This is a genomic window from Delftia sp. Lp-1 (assembly GCF_020523835.1).
GTDB lineage: Bacteria > Pseudomonadota > Gammaproteobacteria > Burkholderiales > Burkholderiaceae_C > Comamonas > Comamonas acidovorans.
Genome location: NZ_JAJALJ010000002.1, coordinates 253,531 through 275,745, shown reverse-complemented (window position 1 = coordinate 275,745; position 22,215 = coordinate 253,531). Strand labels below are relative to the sequence as shown.

The 22,215-nt window shown below is 67.6% G+C and carries 18 protein-coding genes; 9 read left to right on the top strand and 9 right to left on the bottom strand.

The genetic code is table 11. The features are described 5' to 3' along the window. Positions 1 to 235: 235 nt before the first annotated feature. Complete coding sequence (locus tag LGR64_RS17990; RefSeq protein WP_174549389.1) at positions 236 to 679, top strand: MarR family winged helix-turn-helix transcriptional regulator; 444 nt, start codon at positions 236 to 238, stop codon at positions 677 to 679. 61 nt (positions 680 to 740) lie between these two features. On the opposite strand, the gene LGR64_RS17985 is transcribed toward LGR64_RS17990, so the two are convergent. From LGR64_RS17985 to LGR64_RS17965, 5 genes are all read right to left on the bottom strand, one after another. Further along, positions 741 to 1,175 (bottom strand): hypothetical protein, encoded by a 435-nt coding sequence (locus LGR64_RS17985; protein ID WP_185750885.1) that lies wholly within the window; start codon positions 1,173 to 1,175, stop codon positions 741 to 743. Between the two features lie 230 nt (positions 1,176 to 1,405). Continuing rightward, positions 1,406 to 2,722: an MFS transporter gene (locus LGR64_RS17980; protein ID WP_012203781.1), complete on the bottom strand. Its 1,317-nt coding sequence runs from the start codon at positions 2,720 to 2,722 to the stop codon at positions 1,406 to 1,408. A 353-nt stretch (positions 2,723 to 3,075) separates the two neighbouring features. After that, positions 3,076 to 6,054 carry a cytochrome c gene (locus LGR64_RS17975; protein ID WP_230356391.1) on the bottom strand — a complete coding sequence of 993 codons (2,979 nt, stop codon included), beginning with the start codon at positions 6,052 to 6,054 and terminating at the stop codon, positions 3,076 to 3,078. Beyond that, positions 6,051 to 6,608: a (2Fe-2S)-binding protein gene (locus LGR64_RS17970; RefSeq protein WP_230356389.1), complete on the bottom strand. Its 558-nt coding sequence runs from the start codon at positions 6,606 to 6,608 to the stop codon at positions 6,051 to 6,053. The genes LGR64_RS17975 and LGR64_RS17970 overlap by 4 nt, the downstream gene beginning before the upstream one ends. 107 nt (positions 6,609 to 6,715) lie before the next feature. After that, positions 6,716 to 7,873 carry an FAD-dependent monooxygenase gene (locus LGR64_RS17965; protein WP_012203778.1) on the bottom strand — a complete coding sequence of 386 codons (1,158 nt, stop codon included), beginning with the start codon at positions 7,871 to 7,873 and terminating at the stop codon, positions 6,716 to 6,718. Positions 7,874 to 8,196: 323 nt separating this feature from the next. Between LGR64_RS17965 and LGR64_RS17960 the strand changes: the two genes are divergently transcribed. From LGR64_RS17960 to LGR64_RS17940, 5 genes are all read left to right on the top strand, one after another. Continuing rightward, positions 8,197 to 8,985 (top strand): maleate cis-trans isomerase family protein, encoded by a 789-nt coding sequence (locus LGR64_RS17960; protein ID WP_012203777.1) that lies wholly within the window; start codon positions 8,197 to 8,199, stop codon positions 8,983 to 8,985. A gap of 11 nt (positions 8,986 to 8,996) precedes the next feature. Further along, positions 8,997 to 9,848, top strand: coding sequence for an alpha/beta fold hydrolase (locus tag LGR64_RS17955; RefSeq protein WP_230356387.1), 852 nt, complete (start codon positions 8,997 to 8,999; stop codon positions 9,846 to 9,848). Between the two features lie 50 nt (positions 9,849 to 9,898). After that, positions 9,899 to 10,984 (top strand): 2,5-dihydroxypyridine 5,6-dioxygenase, encoded by a 1,086-nt coding sequence (locus LGR64_RS17950; RefSeq protein WP_141829925.1) that lies wholly within the window; start codon positions 9,899 to 9,901, stop codon positions 10,982 to 10,984. Then, complete coding sequence (locus LGR64_RS17945; protein WP_230356386.1) at positions 10,981 to 11,682, top strand: N-carbamoylsarcosine amidohydrolase; 702 nt, start codon at positions 10,981 to 10,983, stop codon at positions 11,680 to 11,682. The genes LGR64_RS17950 and LGR64_RS17945 overlap by 4 nt, the downstream gene beginning before the upstream one ends. 107 nt (positions 11,683 to 11,789) lie before the next feature. Next, the gene (locus LGR64_RS17940) at positions 11,790 to 14,132 is read left to right on the top strand and encodes a xanthine dehydrogenase family protein molybdopterin-binding subunit (RefSeq protein WP_230356383.1); all 2,343 of its coding nucleotides are present in this window, start codon (positions 11,790 to 11,792) and stop codon (positions 14,130 to 14,132) included. 13 nt (positions 14,133 to 14,145) lie between these two features. Here LGR64_RS17940 and LGR64_RS17935 read toward each other — a convergent pair whose 3' ends face one another. The 4 genes from LGR64_RS17935 to apbC form a co-directional block, all read right to left on the bottom strand. Then, on the bottom strand, positions 14,146 to 15,420 hold the full coding sequence (locus LGR64_RS17935; RefSeq protein ID WP_034398229.1) for a type II toxin-antitoxin system HipA family toxin: 1,275 nt from the start codon (positions 15,418 to 15,420) through the stop codon (positions 14,146 to 14,148). Positions 15,421 to 15,467: 47 nt separating this feature from the next. Further along, complete coding sequence (locus tag LGR64_RS17930) at positions 15,468 to 15,794, bottom strand: helix-turn-helix domain-containing protein (RefSeq protein WP_013803898.1); 327 nt, start codon at positions 15,792 to 15,794, stop codon at positions 15,468 to 15,470. Between the two features lie 138 nt (positions 15,795 to 15,932). Then, positions 15,933 to 16,892, bottom strand: coding sequence for a LysR family transcriptional regulator (locus LGR64_RS17925; protein WP_141829932.1), 960 nt, complete (start codon positions 16,890 to 16,892; stop codon positions 15,933 to 15,935). Positions 16,893 to 16,911: 19 nt separating this feature from the next. Next, complete coding sequence (apbC, locus tag LGR64_RS17920; RefSeq protein WP_012203771.1) at positions 16,912 to 18,003, bottom strand: iron-sulfur cluster carrier protein ApbC; 1,092 nt, start codon at positions 18,001 to 18,003, stop codon at positions 16,912 to 16,914. 138 nt (positions 18,004 to 18,141) lie between these two features. Between apbC and LGR64_RS17915 the strand changes: the two genes are divergently transcribed. The 3 genes from LGR64_RS17915 (at position 18,142) to metG (ending at position 22,204) form a co-directional block, all read left to right on the top strand. After that, positions 18,142 to 18,702 carry a restriction endonuclease gene (locus LGR64_RS17915; RefSeq protein WP_034398227.1) on the top strand — a complete coding sequence of 187 codons (561 nt, stop codon included), beginning with the start codon at positions 18,142 to 18,144 and terminating at the stop codon, positions 18,700 to 18,702. Positions 18,703 to 18,758: 56 nt separating this feature from the next. Next, a complete protein-coding gene (locus tag LGR64_RS17910; protein WP_141829934.1) occupies positions 18,759 to 19,997 on the top strand; it encodes a patatin-like phospholipase family protein in 1,239 nt (412 codons plus the stop codon). 140 nt (positions 19,998 to 20,137) lie between these two features. Beyond that, entirely contained in the window at positions 20,138 to 22,204 is a 2,067-nt protein-coding gene (metG, locus tag LGR64_RS17905; protein ID WP_063327088.1) for a methionine--tRNA ligase, read from the top strand. The last annotated feature ends 11 nt before the right edge of the window (positions 22,205 to 22,215 follow it).

The window sequence follows — 22,215 nt, the reverse complement described above, 5'->3', positions numbered from 1 at the left end:
CATGCCATTTCAAGGCCTGCCGGGCAAGCCGTCAAATTCAAACGGATGATTGCGCCATTCAATCGGCAAATGAGCCGCCGGGCAGTGCTGCGCCTGCTGTCTCAGGTCTTGTGGATGCCGCAGCCAGCGCGGGTTTGCGCCACTTGGCAAATGCGCCCGGCTTGTCGCAAATCACACGGTATTTGGTGTGAATTTTGATAAGCTCACGCGCACCATGAACCACCCGCCATCAGCCATGACGCCACAGGATGGCTATCATTTTTCAGACCAGATCGGCCACCTGCTGCGGCGTGTCTATCAGCGCCACACTGCACTCTTCCAGCAATACATTCCCGACTCGCAACTCACGGCCGCGCAATTCGTGGTGCTGTGCTCCGTGCGCGACAACAGCGGCAGCTCGCTGGCCGACATCGTCAAGGCCACCGTGATCGACCAGGCCACCATCCGCGGCGTGGTGGACCGGCTCAAGCAGCGCGAACTGGTGCAGGTGGACCATGACCGCATCGACCGCCGCAAGGTCGTCATCAACCTCACCGAGGCCGGCCAGGACCTGGTGCGCGACATGGAGCCCTTCGCTAAGCAGATCACCGAAAGCACCTACGGCAGGCTCAATCCGGCCGAGCGCCTGGCGCTGGATTTTTTGCTCAAGAAGATGCTGGAAGGTGGCGAGGCGGATTGAAGAGCCCCTGTTTTCATGAGGATGGCTGCCAGGCGATCTCAAAGTGCTTGGACCCTCGCCGTCAAAGCCCCATCAACCCAGGCAGTACCTTTGCGCACGACCTGTAGCAAAGAAAAAACAGATTCTCACGCCCATCTTCCGGATAGAGATACCCGGCGCCTGCTGCATTGATGCTCCACCCATAGACCACGCCATTGCGCCGCAGCTTCCCACTGAAGGCGCAAGGCAGAATGATCGATTCATAGTGGAAGGTGGAGAAGGAAACCTCGGTTGCCGTGGAGAAATAACGGATGACATCCTTGGGCCGCAGCGTAATTTTCTCGCAGCCCATGGTTTGCCCTTCTCCGACCGAACGATGGATCGAGCCGAGCAAAACCACTGGTTCTTCCTGGTTGGCCATCGCCTTTCGAGGAGCGACCAGCACTGAAAGGCAGAGCACAACCAGGATTGCCGTGGCGACCAGGCCATGCCTGCGATAGCTGCCATTCAATGACATGAGAACAAGGCTCCGCTGGATATATGGCGCAGCGAATTGCTTGCGCCAGGAGCAGTCATTGTGTCGCATGGACCGGTTGAGCTCACAGGAGCTTCAGTCCATGGGAGTTCTCCAGCAAATCGGACAATCCGCACGCCCTGCCTTCGAAAAAGGCCTGATCCTCATTTGGGGACCCCATGAAAAAAGGCCTGCTTGCGCAGACCTTTTCCATTCGAAGTTCTTTCTCGGCGTCAATCCAGCGCCCGGTTGCGCGATTCCACATCCACGGCCCAGATCGACAGGGCGCCGCCCACCAACATGGCAGACAGCACGGCCAGCGCCAGGGTGAAGTGGGTGGCCATGATGGGCGCAATGATGGCCGGGGCGAACAGGCCGCCGAAGCGCGCCACGGCGCCGGCCATGCCCATGCCGCTGGCACGCAGGTCGGTGGGGTAGACCTCGGGGGTGAACGCATACAGCGCGCCCCAGGTGCCCAGCAGCGAGAAGCTCATCAGCAAGGTGGAGCCGATGACCACGAAGGGCGACGAGCCCAGGCTGTAGAACATGCAGCCGACGGCGCTGAGCAGCAAAAAGCCGATCAGCGTGGGCTTGCGGCCCCAGCGCTCCACGCCATAGGCCGACAGCGCAAAGCCCGGCAGTTGCACCAGGGCCAGCACCACCAGGAAGACCTGGCCGCGCATGAAGGCGAAGCCCTCGCTGCTGAGCTTGACGGGCAGGTAGACGAAGACACCGTAGTAGGCGATGGAGATCAGCGCCCAGGCCAGGAACAGCGAGAGGCTGCGGCGGCGCAGGTCGCCGTTGAACAGCGCGAGGATGGATTTGCGCTCCTGCTTTTCAGGCTGCAGGGCGGGGATTTCCGCTGTGGTGCCGTTGACCTTGGCCACCCGCTGCAGCACCTTGCGCGCCTCCTCGGACTTGCCGTTGCGGTTGAGGAACATGGGCGACTCGGGGATGTAGAAGCGCAGCACCACGCCGATCAGCGCCGGCAGTCCGGTCACGAAGAAGATCACGCGCCAGGCATCGTCACCCCAGGACACGGCCACCAGCGCCAGGATGGCCAGGAAGATGGTGCCCACGGCCCAGAACGATTCCAGCAGCACCAGCCAGCGGCCGCGGCGGTCGCTGGGCAGGAACTCGGCCATCATGGTGTAGTCCACGGGCAGCGTGCCGCCCACGCCGATGCCGGTGATGAAGCGCAGCACCAGCAGCCAGGCGAACTCGGGCGCAAAGGCCGAGGCCACGCCCGCAAAGGCATCGATCACCACGGCCATCATCAGCACCGGGCGGCGCCCGATGCGGTCGGCCAGGCGGCCGAAGACGAAGGCACCGATCAGCATGCCGATGAAGAAGAAGGTGCCGGTCTGCAGCGCCTCGGGCACGGTCTTGCCGAAGGTCTTGGCAATGGACGGCGCGCTGAAGCCGATGGACAGCACCTGCATGGCGTCGGCCAGCCAGACCAGCCCGAAGATGACGAACAGCCGATATTGGAACTTGCCGACACCCGCTGTCTGGATGCCTTTTTCCACCGAAATGTATGTAGATGACATGCAGGGACTCCTTTTCTAGCCATCGCAATTGTTGAATCTGTCTTTTCCCAGGCAAGGCCGTTCAGCTTGTGTTGCCGTCTCCTGCCGTGCCTTCCACCCTTCACACATCCGGAGCGAACCGCTCCCTCGGCGCCATCTCCACGGCCCGATGAAAAATTTCCGGATGTCGGTCTCTGCATCCGGGCGATGGGCGCATTGCGGACAGGCTGCACATCGACAGCGCCGCCCGTTGTTGCCCATCACCCGTCCCCAGCATCAGATGTCAGGACCCAGGCCCTGGAGAGATTCCAGGGCAAGGTGTCCATATCCGCGGCATCGCCCATGCCGCCGCCCATTGCTGCCCATTGCCGCCCTCAGTGCGCATGCGCCTGTGCCTGCATGCGCAGCCGGTTAATCGTCTTCGTGTCGTCTGGCCAAGCTTTTTCCTCCGGTGCAAATCGTTCGCGCAAATATCCGAGCAGGTCCGCGATCTGCCTGTCGTCCAGGCTGTCCCCGAAGCCGGGCATGTAGCCCAGCGCATCGTCGGCCGGCGCCTGTATGCCGTTCAGGATCACCTGGACCAGGTTGTCGGGGCTGGCCGCGTGCAGGTTGGTGTTCAAAGCCAGCTGCGGCTTGACGCCGAACAATGTGGGACCGCTGCCCGCCTCATGGCAGACGGCGCAGGCGTTCTGGTAGATGCGCTCGCCATTGGCGTGGCGGTCCAGGGCCCTGGCAGGTGGAGCCGCAGGCGCCGCCGCCTGCACGGCGGCCTGCGCCGGCATGGCCGGGGCGGCGGCCTGGGCGGCCTGTGGGGCCTGGCCCGGCAGTTCCATCAGATAAGTGGCCATGGCGCGCACATCGGCTTCGGGCAACTGGGCCAGGCCGTGGATGACGGGCGCCATGGGGCCTGCCGCCACGCCGTGGCGGGCCGAGAAGCCGGTGCGCAGGTACTGGTACAGCTCTTCGCGGCTCCAGGGCAGCTTGCCCCCGGCCAGTTGATTGAGCGCGGGCGCCGTCCAGCCTTCGGCCTCGCCGCCGCCCAGGTAGTGGATGCCGGTCTTTTCGGCACCCAGCGCATTGCGCGGCGAGTGGCAGGCCGCGCAGTGGCCCGCGCCTTCGACCAGGTAGGCGCCCCGGTTCCATTCGGCGCTGCGCGCAGGGTCGGCCTTGAACGGCGTGGCGTCGTGGAACAGCAGGTTCCAGCCCGCCATGGCGGGGCGCAGGTTGTAGGGGAAGGCCAGCTGCGTCTCGGACGCCTTGGCCTTCACGGCGGGCTGGGACATCAGGTAGCCGTAGAGGGCCTGCAGGTCGCCATCGCTGAGCTTGGCGAAGGCCGTGTACGGGAAGGCCGGATACAGCTGGCGCCCATCCTGGTGGATGCCGTGGCGCATGGCACGCTCGAAGGCCGCGTAGGACCAGCGGCCGATGCCGGTTTCGTTGTCGGGCGTGATGTTGGTGGAGTAGATGGTGCCGAACGGCGTCTCCAGCCCGAAGCCGCCGGCATTGGCCGCGCCGCCCGGGGCGGTATGGCAGACCACGCAGTCGCCCGCAGCCGCCACCAGGCGGCCGCGCTCCAGGGCCTGCGGCGAGTACAGGGAAACGTCGGGCCCGTCGGTCAGCGGCAGGGCCGGCTTCAGCGGCCAGGCCATGGCGGCCATGCCGGCAAGGCCTGCAGCGCCTGCGGCCAGCCAGCCCCGGCCACGGCCGGGCCGCGCCGCACCGGGCTTGCTGGCGCCCTCGCCCGCCAGGGCCAGGCGCAGTTGCTCGGGCTGGAAGGGCACTTCGCGCAGGCGCACGCCTGTCGCATGGTGAATGGCGTTGGCAATGGCGGCGGCGGCGGGCAGCGTGGCCACGCCGTCCAGCGCCAGATCGCCCTGGCGGATGACCGCGACATCGCCGGGCGCATGCTGCGCCAGGTCGGAGCCGGGCTTGGCGATCACGTCGAAAGAAGCAGCGGAAGCTGTGGACCCTGCCCAGTCGTCAAAAGCGGGGGCCGCGCCCAGCAGCCGGCGCGCGTCGGCCAGCAGTTGCGGGTCCTGCTGGACGATCTCGGGCCGCGTGCTGGCGGCCTGCGCCGCTTGCAGGCTGCGGCTGTCATGGCCGGCCACGACGCGGGTCACTTCGATCTGCCCCGTTTGCGGGTGCACGGCCACCTCGGCCACCCAGGCGCTCCAGGCATGGAGATCGGCGCCCTGCGCGTCCAGGGTCTGCAGCTGGGCGGTGGCAAAGCCCCGGCCCAGCAGGCGGCCGTCGGCACCCTCGTGCGACGGTGCCTGCTGCGATGCCTGCGCACGCTCGGCCACCTGCCGGGCCAGATCGCGCACCGGGCCTTCGGGCAGGTGCTGCAGCCGCCATTGCAGCGGATCACGGCCCTGGTCCAGCGCCTGCTCATGCCAGTGGCTTTCGCGGGCAAAGACCTGGGCGGCATTCAGATCATCGAGGCCGGCATGCCGCAGGCTGGCGGCCAGCCTGCGTTCATGCACTTCGCCGGCATCGAGCACGGTGGCCAGGGCCGCGGCGCGCGCCAGCTCGGGCTGGCTCAGCAGGCGCGCCATGCTGGGGCGCACGGCCCAGGGCGTGTCGGACAGCAGCAGGTCTGGCTGCGGCGATGCATTGCCCGGCTGAGGCTGCACCGCCGTGTCGGCTTCAAGGCCTTGCGAAGGCCGCGCACCCACGCGCAGCACCAGCTCCCGGCTGTCTGCGCTGCCCGCAGCAGTCCAGGCCTCGCAGGCCACGCTGACAGGCCGGCCCACGGCCTGGGACAGCAGGGCCGCATCGGCCGCTGCGTCCATGAGATCCAGCACATGCGGGGTGCCGGCCGCCGTGGCCGGCAGGCTGAACAGCCGCAGCGCGGACTCGGGGCATTGCAGCAGTGCAGCCAGTTCACGGCCGATCATCTGCCGCACATCCGCGTCACAGGGCGGCAGCCAGACGCTGGCATGGCCGTCCAGGCACCACACGGCTGCGCGTGCGACACCCTCGCAAGACACGGGCGCCGCCATGCGCCAGACATAGCGGCCGGCATCGGGCAGGTCGGCCTTGTCGGCCTTGTCGGTTCTGTCGGCAGCACGGGGCGCGCTGGCGGCCCTGGCTTCCTGCCGGTCATCCCAGGCAGGGGCCAGGCTGGCAGCGGCCTGCCGGGCATGGACAGGCGCCACGGCCACCACGCCCAGAAAATGCCCGCGCTGCACCGCGGCCACCACGCCGGCCATGGCCTGGGCGTCCTGCAGCCTTGCATGCAGGGGCACGCTGCCCCGGTAGCGCAGACCGTCCCAGGCCGCGACGGGCGGGCGCAGCGCCAGACCGTGCAGCAGGTCGGAAGGCAGGGCGGGAGTGTGGCCGGCCGGGCTCATGGCTGGACCTCGCCCGCGCTGGAAGATGGAAAACCGGAGGGTGCCTGCAGCGCGGCGCGTTGCGCACGCAGCTGCACGGCGCGCAGGGCGGCCTGCATGATTTCCACATGCGTGCCGCAGCGGCACAGGTTGTGGTGCAGCTCGTTGCGCAGCTCCTGCTCGGTGGGTTTGGGGTTGCGGCGCAGCAGGGCCTCCACGGTCATGATCATGCCGTTGAGGCAGTAGCCGCACTGGGCCGCCTGGCAGTCGATGAAGGCCTGCTGCGTGGGACCGGGGCACTGGCGCGAGCCCAGGCCTTCCAGCGTGGTGACCTCGCGGCCCACGGCCGCCCGCACGGGGATCACGCAGGAACGCGCGGCCACGCCATCGATCAGCACCGTGCAGGCGCCGCATTCGCCCAGGCCGCAGCCGTACTTGGGCCCGTTCAGCTCCAGGTCATTGCGCAGCACATGCAGCAGCGCCGTCCCGGGCGCTGCCGGCACCTCGCATGCGCGTGCATTGACCTGCAGGCGGATGGGGCTGGGGGTACTGCTTGGATGGACTGGGGTTCCCATGGGACGAGGCTCTTGCAACTTGGCTGCGGTTCAGGATGTCGGCGTTCTGCGGCCGGACAGGAGGGGGGGATTCCCTCCCCTCCCCTCGTCCGGCAAGGCAGCGAGTATCAGGCCGCTGCCTTGACCTTGGGCTCGACCAGGGGCACGTTGAACACGTCGTAGCCGAAGCACCAGGACGGATCTTCGTTGGTGCGCAGCCAGGTGTTGTCGTGCGAGATGCGCTGCACCTTGCTGGCGCGCTCGGCACGGTTGGCTTCGTACAGCGCGAAGGCCAGCTCATGGTTGTGCGCGCCGACTTCCTTGAGGCAGCGCGCCAGCATGGCGCCGTCCTCGATGGCCATGGCCGCACCCTGGGCCATGTGGGGCTTCATAGGGTGGCAGGCATCGCCCAGCAGCACCAGGCGGCCACGGCTCCACAGCGGCAGCGGATCGCGTTCGAGCAGCGACCACTTGGTCACTTCCACGGTGGCGTCGATCAGTGCCTGCACGGTGGGATGCCAGCCCGAGAAGGCCTCGCGCATCTCTTCCTTGCTGCTTTCCAGCCAGCGGTCGTTGAGATCCCACTTCTCGACGGGCACGCCGGTCACGTAGTACAGCTCGTCGGCCTTGCCGGTGACGAAGTAGGTCATCATGTGGCGGTCATCGCTCCACCACTTCACACAGGCATCGAAGGGCAGCATGCCGGCCTTGACTTCGGGCGTGGGGAACACGGCGCGGTGGGCCAGGTAGCCCGCGTACTTGGGCAGCTCCGGGCCCAGCAGTTCCTCGCGGATGCGGGAGTTCACGCCATCGGCGCCGATGACGATGTCCGCCTCCTCGGTCGTGCCGTCGGCAAAGTGCATGACCACCACGTTGCCGCGGTCCTCCACCTTGGTCAGGAACTTGCCGTAGGCCATCACGCTGTCGGGCAGGGCCTCGACCAGCAGCGCATGGAAGTCGCCACGGTGCACGGTCAGGTAGCTGGCGCCGTATTCCTTGACTGCGTAGTCGCCCAGCGGAATCTGGGCCAGCACGTCGCCAGTCTGCCAGTGGCGGCTGTACCAGTAGTCGGGATGCGAGCCCTGCTCGTTGAGCGCGTCCTCGATGCCGATGCGGCGCAGGATCTTCATCACATTGGGCCCGACGTGGATGCCGGCTCCCAGGCGCGAGAAGCTGGGCGCCTGCTCATATACGCGGACATTGAAGCCTTCCTGGAGCAGCAGCTTGGCAGCTGCAGCCCCGCCGAGACCGGCGCCGACAACGGCGATTCGAGGGGATTGAGACACAGTTTTCTCCTTGCAGGAATGTTGAAAGCCAGACGGGGCAACCGTTGCTTCGGCGCGTCCTTGCAGGGTGTAGAGCAGGAAGCGTGCCAGGCAACAAAACACTTAATTCAGGTGTATGCGCTCGAATTTTTCAAATCGACGCATGCACCATAGGGCGGCAGAATAAATTGAAGTTCGCCATTTTTGGTGCAATTTCTGCACCAAATCAGTACAAACCCCGAGAAAATTCTCATTTGCAAGGCGGCACGTCTTTTGCAAGAATAAAGCGTACACACTCAGTTGATTCTGATCAGAAACCCTCGAAACTTCGCAAAGGCAAGTCCATGACCAAAACGTTCCGCATCGGCCAGATCGTCCCCAGCTCCAACACCACCATGGAGACCGAAGTGCCGGCCATGCTGCAGGCCCACTCCACGCTGCGCCCGCAGGACCGCTTCACCTTCCACTCCAGCCGCATGCGCATGAAGAAGGTCCAGAAGGAGGAGCTGGCCGCCATGGACGCCGAAAGCGACCGCTGCGCGCTGGAGCTGAGCGACGCGCGCGTGGACGTGCTGGGCTATGCCTGCCTGGTGGCCATCATGGCCATGGGCAAGGGCTACCACCGCGTCTCGCAGCAGCGCCTGACCGAGCGCACGGCCAGCAATGGCGCCACCGCCCCGGTGATCACCAGCGCCGGCGCGCTGGTGGAAGCGCTCAAGGTCATGGGCGCCAAGAAGATCGCCCTGGTGGCGCCCTACATGATTCCGCTGACCCAGCTGGTCATGGACTACGTGGCCGCCGAAGGCTTCGAGATCGTGGACTGGCGTGCGCTGGAGATCCCCGACAACCTGGACGTGGGCCGCCACGACCCCGCCAAGCTGCCCGGCATCGTGGCCGGCATGAACTACGCCGACGCCGATGTGATCGTGCTGTCGGCCTGCGTGCAGATGCCCTCGCTGCCGGCCGTGGCCCAGGTCGAGGCCCAGACCGGCAAGCCCGTGCTGACCGCCTCCATCGCCACCACCTATGCCATCCTCAAGGAACTGGGGCTGGACCCCGTGGTGCCGGGCGCGGGCGCGCTGCTGTCGGGCGCCTATCCCTACGACACCGGCACCAGCGCAGCCAAGGCCTGAGGAACACACGCATGACCAGCCACTCCAGCTCCCCCACCCCCAGCACATTCCGCTACGGCGGCAACGTCCACGCCAACGGCATCCGCCAGCACTACCTGCGCTACGGCGGCGCCGAGGGCGAGCGCGCGCAGCGCGACGCCGTCATCCTGATCCCCGGCATCACCAGCCCGGCCGTGACCTGGGGCTTCGTGGCCGAGCACCTGGGCCGCCAGTTCGACACCTATGTGCTCGATGTGCGCGGGCGCGGCCTGTCGTCCTCCGGCCCGGGCCTGGACTACAGCCTCGATGCCCAGGCCGCCGACGTGGCCACCTTCGCCCAGGCCCTGGGCCTGCAGCGCTGGGCGCTGGTCGGCCACTCCATGGGCGGGCGCATCGCCGTGCGCGCCGCAAGCAGCCAGCCGGTGGGGCTCACGCGCCTGGTCATCGTCGATCCGCCGGTCTCCGGCCCCGGCCGCCGCGCCTACCCGGCCGCCCTGCCCTGGTATGTGGACTCCATCCGCCAGGCCACGCTGGGCATGGATGCCGAGGCCATGCGCGCCTTCTGCCCCACCTGGACCGAAGAGCAGCGCCAGCTGCGCGCCCAGTGGCTGCACACCTGCCACGAGCCGGCCATCGTGCAAAGCTTCGAGGACTTCGGCCGTGACGACATCCATGCCGACCTGCCCCGTATCCAGCACCCGCTGCTGCTGGTCACGGCCGAGCGCGGCGACGTGGTGCGCAGCGAGGACGTGGCCGAGTGGCAAGGCCTGGCACCCCAGACCGAGCATGTGCGCGTGCCCAATGCCGGCCACATGATTCCCTGGGACAACGAGGCCGGCTTCTATTCGGCCCTGGGCGATTTCCTCGGCGCGCGGGTGGACTGAATGTCCAACCGCAGCCCACTCCCATCCATCGCGACACCAAGGAGCCGACCATGTCCGTCAGCGATATCGATCTGATCCACGCCTGGAAGCAGGTGCTCACGCTGTCCCGGCTCGAAGCCGGCCAGACCGTCACCGTGCTCACGGGCGCCGACACGCACCCGCAGACACTGCGCTGCGCCATTGCCGCCTCCAGCGAAATGGGTGCGCGCGTCAACCGCCTGGACCTGCCGCCCGTCAATGCCGAAAAATCACTGAGCCGCGACTCGCTGGCCTACCTGGGCACGACGCCGCTGACCGGCAACCCCGCCGCCATCGCCGCGCTCAAGGCCAGCGACCTGGTGCTGGACCTGATGACGCTGCTGTTCTCGCCCGAGCAGCACGAGATCCTGCAGACCGGCACCAAGATCCTGCTGGCCGTCGAGCCGCCCGAGGTGCTGTGCCGCCTGGTGCCCACCGAGGGCGACCGTGCGCGCGTGCAGGCCGCATCCAAGCTGATCGAGGCGGCCGGGCAAATGCACATCACCTCGGCCGCGGGCACCGACCTGCGCTGCCGCCTGGGCAGCTTCCCGGCCATCTGCGAATACGGCTTCGTGGACCAGCCCGGCCGCTGGGACCACTGGCCCAGCGGCTTCGTGCTGACCTGGCCCGACGAGGGCGAGAGCAACGGCCGCGTGGTGCTGGACCGTGGCGACATCCTGCTGCCCATGAAGGACTACGTGACCGAGCCCATCGAACTCATCATCGAAAAGGGCTACGTCACGCGCATCAGCGGCGGCCTGCAGGCCGACATCCTCAAGGAGTACATGGCCTCCTACGAGGACCCCGAGGCCTACGCCGTCTCCCACATCGGCTGGGGGCTGCAGCCGCGCGCCCACTGGTCCATGCTGGCCCACTACAACAAGGAAACCCACATCGGCATGGACGCCCGTGCCTTCGAGGGCAACTTCCTGTGGTCCATGGGCCCCAACAACGAGGCCGGGGGCAGCCGCACCACGGCCTGCCACATCGACATCCCCATGCGCCACTGCTCGGTGGCGCTGGATGGCAAGCCCACGGTCATCAACGGCGTGGTGCAGGACGAGGAAGGACTGGCGCGCGCCGCCAAAAGGTCCAAGCAAGGAAAGGACATCGCATGACAACCGCCACCGCCACCACCAGCACCAGCACGCAGAGCGTTCCCACCGAGGGCGTGCAGGGCGACATCTCTGCTGACATCTCGGTTTATGCACGCCAGGGCTTCGGCACGCCGCTGCCGCTCAAGGCCCCGTTCGGCCTGCTCATCATCGACTTCGTCAACGGCTTTGCCGACCCGGCCGTGTTCGGCGGCGGCAACATCCCCGAAGCCATCGCGCAAACGCAGCACCTGCTGGCCCATGCGCGCGAGCGCGGCTGGCCCGTGGCGCACAGCCGCATCGTGTTCTCGGACGACGATGCCGACCACAACATCTTCTGCCTGAAGGTGCCCGGCATGCTGACCCTGAAGGAAGACAGCCCCAACAGCGCCATCGTGCCCCAGCTGGCCCCGGCCGCTGGCGAATACGTGGTGCGCAAGAGCACGCCTTCGGCCTTCTTCGGCACCATGCTCGCACCCTGGCTGGCCCAGCGCGGCGTGCAGACCCTGCTGGTGGCCGGCTGCGTGACCAGCGGCTGCGTACGCGCCAGCGTGGTCGATGCCATGCAGTCGGGCTTTCGCCCGCTGGTGGTGGCCGACTGCTGCGGCGACCGCGCCCTGGGCCCGCACGAGGCCAACCTGTTCGACATGGCCCAGAAGTACGCGGCCGTGATGCCGCTGAGCCAGGCCATCGCCGACACCGACGCCCTCGCCGCAGGTTGATCCCACCGCGTCAACGCGCCTATGGGGCCGGCCCTGCGCAGCCGGCCCCGGAGTGCATAACATGCACAGGGCACGCCTGAAAGCGTGTCCGCGAAGAACACCGCCCCATGAACCTGCCCCAGCCCCAAGCCCTGCACGCACAGCTGCTCACGCGAGCCGACACCCTGCTTGTGGTGCGCCAGCCCGTGGCGCCGCCGCGCCCTGCGCCCGGCCAGCCAGGCACGGCCACCGACTATGTGCAGTCCACGCCCGAGGTCTTCGTAGCCGTGCTGGCCGACGAAGCCGCGCCCCGGGGCTGGCGCGCCCTGGCCTTCAACGGCCATGTGGACCTGGGCACAGGCATACGCACGGCCCTGGCGCAGATCGTGGCGGAAGAACTCGAAGTGCCTTTGGCGCGCCTGGACATGGTGCTGGGCCACACGGCCGCCGCGCCCAACCAGGGCCCGACCATTGCCAGCGCCAGCATCCAGATCTCGGCCGTGCCGCTGCGCCGCGCCGCCGCCCAGGCGCGCGAGCAGTTGCTGGCGCTGGCCGCGCAGCGATGGAGCGTGGCGGCGGACCGGCTCCAGGCACGGGAAGGCGCGGTGCGCTTTGCCGATGGCAGCGATGCCCGCGAACTCGGCTATGGCGATCTGCTGCGCGGCCAGCAACTGCAGCTGACGCTGGCCCCGCCCGATCAGGAAGTGAAGCTCAAGCCCGCCAGCGAATACCGGCTCGTCGGCCACGGCGCGGCGCGCGTGGACATCCCCGCCAAGGCCACGGGCGAGCTGAGCTTTGTCCATGATGTGCGCATGCCCGGCATGCGCCATGGCCGCGTCATCCGCCCGCCACACCCGGGCCGCGACGGCGGCAGCTTCATCGGCCGCTGCCTAGTGGCCGTGGAGCGCGACTCCGTGGCCCACCTGCCCGGCAACGTGCAGGTGGTCACCGAAGGCGACTTTGTCGGCGTGGTCGCCGACCGCGAGGAACAGGCCATTGCCGCCATGCGCGCGCTGCGCGTGCAATGGCAGGCCGTGCCGCCGGCACCCGATCTGTCTGACTTGGCCGCAGCCATCCGCGCCAATCCTGCCCAACACCGTGCGCTGGTGGACCAGGGCACTGTGGACGACGCCTTCGCGGGCGTCGGCACGGGTGCGGCCACCGAACTGCGCCGCAGCTACGTCTGGCCCTACCAGATGCATGCCTCCATCGGCCCGTCCTGCGCCGTGGCCGATTTCAGCGGGGGCCGTCTCAAGCTCTGGGCCGGCACGCAGAACCCCCACATGCTGCGCACCGACCTGGACCGCCTGCTGCAACTGGGCGAGGACCGCATCGAGATCGTGCGCCTGGAGGCGGCCGGCTGCTACGGCCGCAACTGCGCCGACGATGTCTGCGCCGACGCCGCCCTGCTGTCCATGGCCGTGGGTGCGCCCGTGCGCGTACAGCTCACGCGCGAGCAGGAACACCAGTGGGAGCCCAAGGGCACGGCCCAGCTCATGGACGTGAGCGCGGCCATCGATGCCCGGGGCGAACTGCTGGCCTACGACTTTGCCGTGCGCTACCCCTCCAACGACGCGCCGCTGCTGGCCCTGCTGCTCACGGGCCGCATCCCGGGCGAGCCGCGCACGCTGGAGATGGGCGACCGCACCGCCGTGCCGCCCTACCGCTATGCCAGCCAGCGCATCACCTGCCATGACATGGCGCCCATCGTGCGCTCGTCCTGGCTGCGCGGCGTCTCGGCCCTGCCCAATTCCTTTGCCCACGATTGCATGATCGACGAGCTGGCCCATGCCGCCGGTGCCGATCCCGTGGACTACCGTGTTCGCCACCTCGATGACCCGCGCGCCGTCGAGCTGATCGAGGCCACGGCCCGCCACGCGGGCTGGCAGCAAAACCAGCCGGGAAGCCGGGGCCGCCCCGGCGCCGACGGCCTGCTGCACGGGCGCGGCGTGGCCTATGCGCGCTACATCCACAGCCGCTTTCCCGGCTTCGGCGCGGCCTGGGCCGCCTGGGTCATCGACATCGACGTGGACCCCGCCAGCGGCCGCATCACCGTGCGGCGCCTGGTCGTGGGCCAGGACACGGGAATGATGGTCAACCCCGACGGCGTGCGCCACCAGATCCACGGCAACGTCATCCAGACCCTGAGCCGCAGCCTGATGGAGAAGGTCGCCTTCAATGCGCAAGGCGTGGCCAGCCGCGAATGGGGCAGCTACCCCATCATCGGCTTCCGCGACCTGCCTCCCATCGAAGTGGTGCTGATGCCGCACCAGGACGAGCCCCCCATGGGCGCTGGCGAATCGGCCTCGGTCCCCGGCCCGGCCGCGCTGGCCAATGCGCTGTTCGACGCCACCGGCCGGCGCTTCTACGCCGCGCCCTTCACGCCCGACGTGGTGCGCGCCGCACTGAATGCCGCGCCGAACGCCACGCCAGAGACTGCGCTGGCAGGCCAGCGGGCACAGCCGGCCTAAACCGTCCAGGCCCTCACAGGCCCGCCAGTTTCCTGGCGTCATCCAGGTCTGGGTGGTCGAACGCCAGGGCAAACTCATCGAGCTCCTGCGCGGTCATTCCAACCTCCGCAGACAGGCCCAGCACGCGCCACTGCAACACGGCCTCGACAACCTGGCGCACGATCGCCAGCGACTGGTCGCGGCTCAGTGAAAATTGCGAGGCCTGGCCCATCAACTGCGCCATGCTGGTGATAGGGCCTGTGTCTTCGCTCAACCATGTCTTGGACTCACGGTTCTTTTCCGGCATGGGATTGATGTCGAATGCCGGGGAAAGCTGCCATTGGTTGTCCCCTACATAGAGGAACCCCAGGTTTTGCAGATGGTCATCGACATTGGTGATGAGGTGATGGAACACCAGGCGCCGCCATAGCTGCCGCGCGTCATCCACGTAGTTCGCGCTCAGCCCTTTCATCTGCGCGAGCACCTCGGTGTACGCGTGTTCATGCTGCCGACTCGCCTGCAGCAGTGTGGCGCCGGATATGTAGGGAATGCGCGTATCCCCGGGCCCACGGTCGAAACGGCGAATGACCGCCACAGGTGTGCCATGCACGGCAACCACATGGGCTTGTGCAGCATCAATGCCGGCCAGGCGTGCCAGTTTCAACGCCAGGACTTCGGCACGCGTCACATTGCGATCGTCCTGAACGCTGGGGAATTTCCCCAACGCCAAATGCCCCTTTTCATCAAGGATGCTGCACTTCGGGCGCATGCCTCCCAGCGAGGTCGCCTTGCCCCGCAGGTAGGCCAGATCCTGGGCCGACTCCCTGCCGAGCTCCACGGCCCTCGAGGAGGCGAGCATTTTCTCCAGTTCCAGCATCGGAGGCGTCGCAGTCTGCCCTGCGCGTACGGACTCCAGATAGACGCCTTGCGCACTGCGCAACCTCAGGGCGCCCATCCGGCTGAAGTCATCGACGGCGCAAAGGTAGTCGAGTTCGGTCAGTGCCCCAAGAGCCGGGTCCTTCTCGCGCCGCTTGGCATGCGCACGGGCAATGACACGCCGCCCCCAGGCATCCGGCTCCGTGTCTCCCAGCGCAAGGAAGAACAAGGAGTCCTCCCGGGTCTCTGGTTTGCGCGTCTGGTAGATCGGCGTGAGCGCGAGATCGGGGGAGACGTTGAACGCATCCTTGTGACCCAGCCAGTCCTGGAAGTAGGCGAACTGGGTGAACATGCGCATGCCGTTGCGCACGAATACCAGCCTGCCCACGGCCGTGCCCGCCTTGCCCAGGCACACGTCCAGTTCCGACTTCATGTTGTGGACCATTGCAGCGGAGCGCGTCACCATGTCGCATTCGCCCTTCAGAACGCCTTGGGTGCCTTGCGGCGTTTGCTGTAGATGCGCGCAGGCAGTTGCGCATCCATCAGTGCCAGTCCGACGGAGTCGGTCGGGGTGTCCAGGAGCAGGCGCAATTTCTCCAACTCACCGAAGACCTGCAGGGCACTTGCCAGATAGGAAAGCGCAATTCCGGGGTGGCCATCTTCCAGGCGGCGCACGGTGCTGACCGAAACGCCCATGCGGGATGCCAGATCGGCCTGCGACAGCCCCCGCCGCCGCCGCGCCAGTTCAATGCTCTGGCCCAGTGCCTTGATGGCCCGATCAACGGGAAGATTGGTTGCAGTTGCCATCAAAATATTCTCATACGAGTGCTTGTAGCATGCAAGCGCTCTGATATGAATGATATTACGGCCTTTGAACGATGCTTGCCTGTGCCGGAAGAAACCCAACCGACAGCACTCCCGGTCGCTGCTTCCAGCGAAGGGCGCTCAACCCGCCAGCGCCCCCGCATGCCGCAGGCACTGCGCACGCCAACCGGCGTCGTCCTGCAGTTGCAGCGCGGCCTGCAGCGCGCGCGTGGGCGCCACGCCCTGCTGGGCCATGAAGCCTATGGGGGTGACCAATTCGGGCGAGCGCAGTGGCCGCGCCACCAGGCCCGGCATGTGGCGCACCGTGGCCACCATGGCGCCGGGCAGCACGGTGGTCATGCCATCCGTTCCTTGCGCCACAGCCATCACCAGGGTCAGCACGGAGTTGGTTTCCATGGCGGGCTGCACGGCCATGTCCACGGCGGCGAAGGCCTCGTCAATCACCGTGCGGTTGTGCATGTCGGGCGTGAGCAGGCACAGCGGCATGCCGGCCACTTCGCGCCAGGCGATGTCGGCGCCAAAGGCAAAGGGCCGGCCCTCGCCCTGCACATCGCAGCACTCGCGGCACAGCAGGTAGTAATGCTCCTCGTACTGGGGCCAGGACTGCAGGCGCGGTCCGCGCGGCGGCATGCGCGCGCTGTAGCCCAGGGCCAGGTCCAGGGACAGGTCTTCGAGCCCGCTCTCGATCTCGGCCGAGCTCATGGACAGCACCACGGGCGTGATGCCCGGATGGTGCTCGCGCAGCATGGCCGCAAAGCGCGTGAGCATGGGCATGGCCGTGGGCACGGCCGCCATGCGCAGCTGCCCGCGCAGCGCGCCGGCGGCGGCGCTCAGTTCCTGGCGCAGGCCTTCCTCGGCCCGCAGCATGGCCAGGGCCGTGGCCAGCACCTGATCGCCCTCGGGGGTGAAGCCCGCGAACGAGCGGCCCCGGCGCACGATGACCGTGCCGAACTCCTCCTCCAGCGCGCGCAGCGCATTGGACAGCGCCGGCTGGGTGATATGGCATGCCAGCGCCGCGCGGCCGAAATGGCGGTGCTCGTTGAGCGCCGCCAGATACCGCATCGAGGTCAGCAGGTTCATGCCGGCAGCGCCAGAAGGGTCAGGTTCCCTGGCTCACCGTGATGGTGGGGAACTTGCTCGTGAAATCGCGTGCCTTGAGCGCCACCTTCACGGCCAGGTCGCGCGCCACCTTCTTGTAGATCTGCGCGGCCTCGCTGTCGGGCTCGGCCACCACGGTGGGCTTGCCGCTGTCGGCCTGCAGGCGGATCTGCAGCGACAGGGGCAGTGCGCCCAGGTAGTCGATGCCGTACTCGGCCGCCATCTGCTTGCCGCCCTCGGCGCCGAAGATGTGCTCCACATGGCCGCAGTTGGTGCAGACGTGGGCAGCCATGTTCTCCACCAGGCCCAGGATGGGCACGCCCACCTTCTCGAACATCTTCACGCCCTTCTTGGCGTCGATCAGCGCGATGTCCTGGGGCGTGGTGACGACCACGGCGCCCGTCATGGGCACGCGCTGGGCCAGCGTCAGCTGGATGTCGCCGGTGCCGGGCGGCATGTCCACCAGCAGGTAGTCCAGATCCTTCCAGTTGGTCTGGCGCAGCATCTGCTCCAGCGCCTGCGTGGCCATCGGGCCGCGCCAGATCATGGCCTGGTCGTTGTTGACCAGGAAACCGATGGACATGACCTGCACGCCATGGCTTTCCATGGGCTCCATGGTCTTGCCGTCGGGGCTTTCGGGGCGGCCGGAGATGCCCATCATCATGGGCTGGCTGGGGCCGTAGATGTCGGCATCCAGGATGCCCACGCGCGCGCCCTCGGCGGCCAGCGCCAGCGCCAGGTTGGCCGTGGTCGTGCTCTTGCCCACGCCGCCCTTGCCGGACGAGATGGCGATGATGTTCTTGACACCCGGCAGCAACTGCACGCCGCGCTGCACCGCATGCGCGGCGACCTTGGACGTGATGTTGACCGAGACATTGCCCACGCCCTCGACGGTCTTGGCCGCCGCGACGAACTGGCCGCGCAGCGCCGGCACCAGGCTTTGCGCCGGATAGCCCATCTCCACGTCGAAGGCCACGTCGGCCCCCGTGACCTGCAGGTTGCGCAGGGCGCGGGTGCTCACATAGTCCTTGCCGGTGTGGGGGTCGAGCACGCTGGAGAGCGCGGCCAAGAGCGCTTGTTCTGTGACTGCCATTGCTTTGATTACTCCTAGAGCCGGATAGTCTATCCAAGGCACCATCCCCTCGCTCACGCGAGACAATGCGGGCCTTGCTGCCTTTGTGGCCCCTGTTCCCGCCTTTTTCCGCGAAAGATCCGCCCCGTGAAATTCAAGATGGCCCACAACTCCCTGTTCGCGATCCTGCTGCGCTCGCGCTGGTGGATCAGCATCGCGCTGGCCGCGCTGGTGACCCTGGTGTCCACGGCGCTGCTGCCCAAGGACATCGCGCCGTTCGCCGCCATCACCGCCCTGCCCTTCTTCGGCATAGGCTGCGTTGCCGCCTGGCGCCAGCTGCGCGCGCCCAGCCCCGCCAAGGTGGAGCAGGCTCTGGAGATCGCCGCCCAGCAAAGCTGGCGCGAGTTCGCCGATCGGCTCGATCGCGCCTGGCAGGCCGAGGGCTACACCGTGACCCGCCTGTCCGACAAGGACGGCGCCGACTTCGTGCTGGAACGCGAAGGCCGCACCACCGTGGCCAGCGCCAAGCGCTGGAAGGCCGGCGTGCACGGCATGGAGCCGCTGCGCGCCCTGCTGGCCGCAGGCCAGGCGCGCGATGCGGCCACGGTCTGCTACCTGTCGCTGCAGCCCCCGGCCGAGAATGCCGCCGCCTGGGCCAAGCAGCAGGGCATCGCCCTGATCTCCGGCAAGGACCTGGGCTCCCTGCTGGCCAAGGCCTGATCCCTTCCGGGTCATCCCCCGATCTGATGACGGCCGGCGCGCGGCACACTCCAGGCATGCCCGATGCCGCGCCCTCACCCGACTCCAACCTCCCTCCCCCCAGCACCGGACTGCTGCTCAGCGGCGGCGGCGCCCGCGCCGCCTACCAGGCCGGCGTGCTGGAGGCCATTGCCGAGATACGCCGCGCCTGCGGCCAGCAGCATGGCCCCAATCCCTTCCCCATCCTGGTCGGCACCTCGGCTGGCGCCATCAACGCGGCGGCCCTGGCCTGCGGCAGCGACCATTTCGACCGGGCCGTGCGCCGCATGTCACGCATCTGGCGCAACCTGCGGCCCGAGGACATCTACCTGTCCGACTCGCTGAGCGTGCTGCGCAGCGGCGCACGCTGGCTGACCCTGCTGTCCCTGGGCTGGGCCCTGGCGCGCTGGGGCCGCATGCGCCCGCGTTCGCTGCTGGACAACCAGCCGCTGGGCCGGCTGCTGTCGCGCGGCCTGGTTCCGCTGGAGCGCCTGCCCCAGCTGATCGCGGACGGCCACCTGCGCGCACTGGCGGTGTCCGCCTCCAGCTACACCACCAGCGAGCACGTGACCTTCTGCCAGGCGCAGGACCAGCTCCAGCCCTGGGTGCGCAACCAGCGCAAGGCCGCCGCCGCCCAGATCACGCACGCACACCTGCTGGCCTCCTCGGCCATCCCCTTCATCTTTCCGGCCACGCCGCTGCCGCTGGACGGCGCCACCGAATACTTCGGCGACGGCTCCATGCGCCAGACCGCGCCGCTGGCGCCCGCCATCCACCTGGGCGCCGAGCGCATCCTCGTCGTGGGCGCGGGCCGGCGCACCGAGCCGCCGGCCAGGCCGCCGCCAGAAGGCGCAAGCTACCCGTCGCTGGCCCACATCGCGGGCCACACGCTGTCCAGCATCTTCCTGGACGCCCTGTCCCTGGACGTGGAGCGCGCCGAGCGCATCAACCAGACGCTGGCCCTGATCCCGCCCGCCGACCGCGAACGCAGCCGGCTGCGCCCGCTGCAGTTGCTGGTCATCTCGCCGTCCGAGCGCATAGACGCCATCGCCGCGCGCCACGTGGGCCAGTTGCCGCTGCCCATGCGCACCCTGCTGGGCGCCCTGGGCGTGCGCCAGGACGCCAGCGACCCGCGCGGCGCCGCCCTGGCCAGCTACCTGCTGTTCGAGCGCAGCTTCACCCGCGAACTCATGGCCCTGGGCCGGCGCGACGCGCTGGCGCGGCGCAGCGACATAGAGCAGTTCCTGGGCTGGCAGCGCCCGCTGGTCGCCAACTGACGGCCTGCAGCCAACAGGCCTAGCGCAGCGAAGGCCCGCAACAACTCCCTCGCATGTCGGCCTGCACGGAAAAGCCATCGCCGCCCCACAACCGCCCAGCCCTTCTAGAATGTCAGGTTCCCCCGAGAAAGCCGCCATCCATGACCGCACGCAAACTCTTCGTCACCACCGCCCTGCCGTACGCCAACGGCAACTTCCACATCGGCCACATCATGGAATACATCCAGGCCGACACCTGGGTGCGTGCGCAGCGAATGCAGGGCAACGCGGTCAACTTCGTGGGTGCCGATGACGCCCACGGCGCGCCCATCATGATTGCGGCCGAGAAGGCCGGCAAGACGCCCCAGCAGTTCGTGGCCGACATCGCCGCAGGCCGCAAGCAGTACCTGGACGGCTTCCACATCGCCTTCGACAACTGGCACAACACCGACGCGCCCGAAAACCATGTGCTGGCCCAGCAGATCTACAGGGACCTGAAGGCTGCCGGCTTCATCGAGACGCGCACCATCGAGCAGTTCTTCGACACCGAGAAGAACATGTTCCTGCCCGACCGCTTCATCAAGGGCGAATGCCCGCGCTGCCATGCCAAGGACCAGTACGGCGACAACTGCGAGGTCTGCAGCGCCGTCTACGCGCCCACCGACCTGATCAATCCCTACTCGGCGCTGTCCGGCGCCAAGCCCGTGCTCAAGAGCTCGGAGCATTTCTTCTTCAAGCTGTCGGACCCGCGCTGTGTGGAGTTCCTGACCGAGTGGACCCAGGACGGCCAGCATGTGCAGCCCGAGGTGGCCAACAAGATCAAGGAATGGTTCGGCGTGCGCACCAACCCGGACGGCACGACCAGCGAAGGCCTGGGCGACTGGGACATCTCGCGCGACGCGCCCTACTTCGGCATCGAGATCCCCGATGCGCCGGGCAAGTACTTCTACGTCTGGCTGGACGCGCCCGTGGGCTACCTGGCCTCGCTCAAGAACCTGCTGGACCGCCGTGGCGAGGACTACGAGGCCTACATGGCCGACCCCACGCTGGAGCAGTACCACTTCATCGGCAAGGACATCATCACCTTCCACACGCTGTTCTGGCCCGCCATGCTCAAGTTCAGCGGCCGCAAGACGCCCACCAAGATCTGCGTGCACGGCTTCATGACCGTGAACAACGGCGAGAAGATGAGCAAGAGCCGCGGCACCGGCCTGGACCCGCTCAAGTACCTGGGCCTGCAGATGAACCCCGAGTGGCTGCGCTACTACCTGGGCGCCAAGCTCAACGGCAAGAATGAAGACATCGACTTCAACCCCGATGACTTCATGGCCCGCGTCAATTCCGACCTGATCGGCAAGTACGTGAACATCGCCTCGCGCGCGGCCGGCTTCATCGCCAAGCGCTTCGACGGCAAGCTGGGCACGGTCAGCGAAGACGGCCAGGCCCTGCTGGCCCAGCTGCGCGGCCAGAGCGAGGCCGTTGTCCAGGCCTTCGAGAACCGCGACACGGCCCGCGCCGTGCGCGAAATCATGCAGCTGTGCGACCGCGTCAACGAATACGTGGATGCCAACAAGCCCTGGGAGCTGGCCAAGCAGGAAGGCATGGACGCCCGCCTGCAGGACGTGTGCACCACCTGCATCGAGGCCTTCCGCCTGCTGACCATCTACCTGAAGCCCATCCTGCCGGCCGTGGCCGAACAGGTGGAAGGCTTCCTGAACGTGGCGCCGCTGCAGTTCGCCGACGCACAGAACCTGCTGGGCGCCGGCCATGCCATCGGCCTGTACAAGCACCTGATGCAGCGCGTGGACGTCAAGCAGTTGGAGGCCCTGTTCGAGGCCCCCGAGCCCGTGGTCGAGAAGGTCCTGCCCGGCGGCGAGGAGATTGCCGAAACCATCGGCATCGACGACTTCGCCAAGGTGGACCTGCGCATTGCCAAGATCGTGGAATGCAAGCCCGTGGAAGGCTCCACCAAGCTGCTGCAGCTCACGCTGGACGTGGGCGAAGGCAAGACGCGCAACGTGTTCTCCGGCATCTCCAGCATGTACCAGCCCGAGCAGCTGCAGGGCAAGCTCACCGTGATGGTGGCCAACCTGGCGCCGCGCAAGATGAAGTTCGGCATCTCCGAAGGCATGGTGCTGGCAGCCAGCCACGCCGATGAGAAAAGCAATCCCGGCATCTATGTGCTGGAGCCTTTCCCAGGCGCCACACCCGGCATGCGCATCCACTGAAGCAAGGCATC

What these genes read in the sequence shown, in the direction of transcription:
- LGR64_RS17990 (WP_174549389.1), top strand. Translation starts at nt 236, where the DNA reads ATGACGCCACAGGATGGCTATCATTTTTCAGACCAGATCGGCCACCTG.
- LGR64_RS17985 (WP_185750885.1), bottom strand. Translation starts at nt 1,175, where the DNA reads ATGTCATTGAATGGCAGCTATCGCAGGCATGGCCTGGTCGCCACGGCA.
- LGR64_RS17980 (WP_012203781.1), bottom strand. Translation starts at nt 2,722, where the DNA reads ATGTCATCTACATACATTTCGGTGGAAAAAGGCATCCAGACAGCGGGT.
- LGR64_RS17975 (WP_230356391.1), bottom strand. Translation starts at nt 6,054, where the DNA reads ATGAGCCCGGCCGGCCACACTCCCGCCCTGCCTTCCGACCTGCTGCAC.
- LGR64_RS17970 (WP_230356389.1), bottom strand. Translation starts at nt 6,608, where the DNA reads ATGGGAACCCCAGTCCATCCAAGCAGTACCCCCAGCCCCATCCGCCTG.
- LGR64_RS17960 (WP_012203777.1), top strand. Translation starts at nt 8,197, where the DNA reads ATGACCAAAACGTTCCGCATCGGCCAGATCGTCCCCAGCTCCAACACC.
- LGR64_RS17955 (WP_230356387.1), top strand. Translation starts at nt 8,997, where the DNA reads ATGACCAGCCACTCCAGCTCCCCCACCCCCAGCACATTCCGCTACGGC.
- LGR64_RS17950 (WP_141829925.1), top strand. Translation starts at nt 9,899, where the DNA reads ATGTCCGTCAGCGATATCGATCTGATCCACGCCTGGAAGCAGGTGCTC.
- LGR64_RS17945 (WP_230356386.1), top strand. Translation starts at nt 10,981, where the DNA reads ATGACAACCGCCACCGCCACCACCAGCACCAGCACGCAGAGCGTTCCC.
- LGR64_RS17940 (WP_230356383.1), top strand. Translation starts at nt 11,790, where the DNA reads ATGAACCTGCCCCAGCCCCAAGCCCTGCACGCACAGCTGCTCACGCGA.
- LGR64_RS17935 (WP_034398229.1), bottom strand. Translation starts at nt 15,420, where the DNA reads ATGAAGTCGGAACTGGACGTGTGCCTGGGCAAGGCGGGCACGGCCGTG.
- LGR64_RS17930 (WP_013803898.1), bottom strand. Translation starts at nt 15,794, where the DNA reads ATGGCAACTGCAACCAATCTTCCCGTTGATCGGGCCATCAAGGCACTG.
- LGR64_RS17925 (WP_141829932.1), bottom strand. Translation starts at nt 16,892, where the DNA reads ATGAACCTGCTGACCTCGATGCGGTATCTGGCGGCGCTCAACGAGCAC.
- apbC (WP_012203771.1), bottom strand. Translation starts at nt 18,003, where the DNA reads ATGGCAGTCACAGAACAAGCGCTCTTGGCCGCGCTCTCCAGCGTGCTC.
- LGR64_RS17915 (WP_034398227.1), top strand. Translation starts at nt 18,142, where the DNA reads ATGGCCCACAACTCCCTGTTCGCGATCCTGCTGCGCTCGCGCTGGTGG.
- LGR64_RS17910 (WP_141829934.1), top strand. Translation starts at nt 18,759, where the DNA reads ATGCCCGATGCCGCGCCCTCACCCGACTCCAACCTCCCTCCCCCCAGC.
- metG (WP_063327088.1), top strand. Translation starts at nt 20,138, where the DNA reads ATGACCGCACGCAAACTCTTCGTCACCACCGCCCTGCCGTACGCCAAC.